5 protein-coding genes are annotated in these 3,718 nt (G+C 42.1%); all 5 read right to left on the reverse strand.

Translation table 11 applies throughout. The features are described from left to right. Positions 1–554: sulfite exporter TauE/SafE family protein (locus tag PSF16_RS16865; protein WP_272689749.1), on the reverse strand; the 554-nt coding region annotated here is incomplete at its 3' end. Then, positions 542–913, reverse strand: a complete 372-nt coding sequence (locus PSF16_RS16870) for a thioredoxin family protein (RefSeq protein WP_006662714.1) — start codon at positions 911–913, stop codon at positions 542–544. The genes PSF16_RS16865 and PSF16_RS16870, both read right to left, overlap by 13 nt. A 66-nt stretch (positions 914–979) precedes the next feature. Continuing rightward, entirely contained in the window at positions 980–1,645 is a 666-nt protein-coding gene (gene ccmB / locus PSF16_RS16875) for a heme exporter protein CcmB (RefSeq protein WP_006657329.1), read from the reverse strand. Next, complete coding sequence (gene ccmA, locus PSF16_RS16880) at positions 1,645–2,262, reverse strand: cytochrome c biogenesis heme-transporting ATPase CcmA (protein WP_112860819.1); 618 nt, start codon at positions 2,260–2,262, stop codon at positions 1,645–1,647. The genes ccmB and ccmA overlap by 1 nt, the downstream gene beginning before the upstream one ends. Before the next feature lie 33 nt (positions 2,263–2,295). Continuing rightward, the gene (locus tag PSF16_RS16885) at positions 2,296–3,474 is read right to left on the reverse strand and encodes an NAD-binding protein (RefSeq protein ID WP_006657327.1); all 1,179 of its coding nucleotides are present in this window, start codon (positions 3,472–3,474) and stop codon (positions 2,296–2,298) included. Positions 3,475–3,718 lie beyond the last annotated feature (244 nt).

A 3,718-nucleotide genomic window follows, 5' to 3' on the forward strand; every position in this document is an offset into this window, starting at 1 on the left:
GAAGTAGCAATAATGCTTTTAAGATTTAAATTAGTGAATTTTCTCATGGCAGGCACAATAATAAACCCGCCCCCGACACCTAATAAGCCCGTCAGCAATCCTGCAACCAAACCTATTCCACCCAGTATAGATGCCGTTTGTATATTCCAAATAAATTTTCCAGTTTGCTGATTGATTTTACAGGGTGCATCATCAATATCGATAACCTTATTAAAAACAATACGATATGCAACAATAAACATCACAATGCTAAAGGCAAAAATCAGCCATTGGGGTGAAATAATTTGAGCTAAATAAATGCCATATTTAGCCGCTGGTATGCTAATCAATGCAATCCATATGGCAGCTTTATAACGAATATGCTGCTGAATCAGCCCTTGAATAACACCAACAAATGCAGCTAACGTTATCGCTAATAAGCCTACAGGAGCTGCCTGCGCTACATCCCAGCCTTGAGAGGTCATTAAAGCGGGGACCGCCAAAATACCCCCACCAGCCCCCGTTAATCCTAATAGGCAGCCAATAACGAATCCTTCAAAGATTAATGTGAACATAACAGCTTATTTTCTATTTTCGCAATCAGTGAAGAAAGTTGATATTCCCCGGCTATCAAATCCACCAAACGAGCATCATGAAAAAGCGCAATAGAAGGAACAGATTTAATTCCGTATTGCGGGGCTATTGTCGGAGATTGGGCGATATCCACTATTCCAAAATGTACACTCCCACCAAAATGCGAACCGCCATTATCAGAAAAGTAGTCTGCTAATTGTAAATAGATAGGCTTCATTGTTTGACAAGGCTGGCACCAAGACGCAGAAAAATAGATTAATGCCCATTGCCCACTCGATTGCATTGGGTCAGATAACAATCGGCTAAAGTTCTCACTACTGATCAGGGGAACCGCGGACATGATAATTTTCCTTTTGCCAGATAGAATACGCTTTGACTATATCAGCTAAATTAACAAGGTTCCTCCCTAACTATTACTTACGTTAATCTTTAGCGCCGCCGCAATCGCCAGTGGAGAGAACGTAATACTTGCCGCAAACAATGCCCCTAGAATGGCAAAATAGCCTCCAAGCTGCATATTAAAACTGTGTGCTTCCATTGTCCCTGTGGCGTAAATCAGAACCGGAATATACAACGGTAATACTAATAAGCTGACCAGAACGCCGCCTTTCTTCAGTGATACCGTCAACGCAGCGCCAATCGCCCCAATGAAACTTAATACTGGCGTACCCAATAATAACGTGCCCGCTAGCACTAGCAATGTTTCGCTATTAATCGATAACATGACCGCCGCCACAGGAGAAAGCAGTACCAACGGTAATCCCGTGACTAACCAGTGGGAGATCACCTTAGCCAACACAGTCATAAACAGTGGGTGAGGCGCTAATAGCAATTGTTCGAGAGAGCCATCCAAATAGTCATCTTTAAATAAGCGTTCTAACGAAAGCAGTGATGATAAAATTGCCGCAACCCAGAAAATCCCGACGGAAATCCGCGCCAACAATTGAGGCTCAGGTCCGATACTCAACGGGAATAACGTAATGACAATCAAAAAAAACCACAGTGGGTTGACGAGTTCAGAGAAACTGCGAAACGCAATTTTGAGCTCTCTTTTTATTAATAACCAAAACATCACTCATACCCGCCTGTCAGTTTTAACGTACCAAAATGCCCTGTCATCGCTTGGTGCGACGTAAACAAAATCATACCGCCTTGCTGGGCATGTTGATGAAAACGCTCAGTTAAACGATTAACACCTGCTACATCAATAGCCGTAAATGGTTCATCCAAAATCCACAACGGCGCTTCACTTAGCCATAGGCGAGCAAGATTGACCCGACGCTGCTGTCCTGCCGAAAGCTGCCCCACCGGAATATCTTCATATCCCATCAAAGAGACCTCTTCTAATGCAGACCAGATTTTGTCCCCTTCTGGCTCATGGTGGTACATTTGATAATAAAATTTCAGATTTTCATAAGGTGTCAGCAATGATTTTACGGCGGGTTTATGCCCCAGATACAATAGATGACGAGTAAACTCTTCCTTTAGTTTTTCAATCGATTGTTGCTGCCATAGAATCGTTCCTTCGTCTGGCTTTAATAACCCAGCCATCATGCGTAACAGGGTCGTTTTCCCTGCCCCATTCGGACCTTCCACCTGCAAAATTTGACTCGGTAAAACGGAGAAATCCAGTTGCCGGAATAACGTTCTATTTTGTCGGTGGCAAGTAATTTTATCCGCACTTAACATGGGGCTGAGTTCCTTTTAACATCCGTGAAATCGCTAGCTTTTGGTGACTTTGCTCAGCAGCATATCACTAATGCTGTCATTAGAAATTGTTTCACCGCAAAGCACTTGCATCAAAACTTCTGAGCCAAGAGAAGAGAGCGAAAATAGCATATCAGGATGCAACAAACGGATTTTATCCATATTTGACTCTTGGTTAACTAATACCACCGTTTTCGCCTCACCTTTGCTGCCTGATTGTTCTTTCACTCCCAGCAAGGCAAACGTACTCAAAGAGTCACTATCGGTCATGATAAGCACACATTTAGCCTGCTTCACATTTGCCTCTGCCAATAAGGCAGAATCCGTCGGGTCCCCCGTGACAATATTGTCTTTTTCAGGGTAGTGGCTACGGTGGCTATCTTGACAAATGACTGCGACAGGAAGTTCCCGCTTTTTCAGCGCTTGGTAGATATTAACGGCCATCGGTGTGCTACCAATGACAACATAATGATTTTTCATATATGAAAACCTCTTACGAACAATCTCTTTCGTTCCTTTCGCTAATACACCCACCACATACACCACGGAAGTAGTAAAAATAGTGATCCCTAAAATAATCACGGTGACCGTAAATACACGGGCATCTATTGTCACGGGAACAATATCGCCAAACCCCACCGTCGTCATGCAAACAAGCGCAAAATAGAATGCCGTGGTGCCATCTTTCACAACTGGCGAGAATTCATCACCAATATACAGCGTACCGAAAATGGAGTAGATCAATAATGAAATAATACAGGTAAGCGCAACAAAACCCGCGCTACTGATACTATGTCGAGGGTAAAGCTTCCAAAACAGCGTTAATGCAACCAGCAAACCAAACGAGAAATATCCCTGTCTTACGTGGTCTACAGCGATCCGCAAATCTACAAACGCGATAATCGCCAGTAGCAATAGTGCAAAAACCCAAGCTATACGCGCACCGTTAATCATAAATAGCGATAAAAATATCAACGCGATCCCTAATAAAAAGCGCGGGATATCCAATAATTTCATAAATCCGAGGGATTTTAGCCATTCAGTAAATCCACTTTGGCGCCAATCGATATAGTCTGTGTAAGCACTCAGCACCGGTTTTAAGATTAAGCCCCCATCAACAATCACCAGAATGGAGAGCAAAATTCTTACGGCTAAAGCGGATCTCAAAAAAGCCACAAAGGCGTTATCTAGCATCGTGTTGTGCCACCCATCAATTAAATCGCCGGTTGGTATTTCCAGCGAATAGATTAACAAAGAATAATATCAATTCCATGACTTATGCAATAAATGAAAAATCTATCTGAAAAGCCTCATTTCTTAATGAGTTAATCATTAAAGGATGGATGAAAAGAAAAACTTATACATTATTTAAAAATCATTGATAATCAGTGTAATAAATTACTCATTATCCGTAATGAGTTCATTATTAATATAATTT

Source organism: Providencia sp. PROV033 (assembly GCF_028484855.1).
Classification (GTDB): domain Bacteria; phylum Pseudomonadota; class Gammaproteobacteria; order Enterobacterales; family Enterobacteriaceae; genus Providencia; species Providencia alcalifaciens.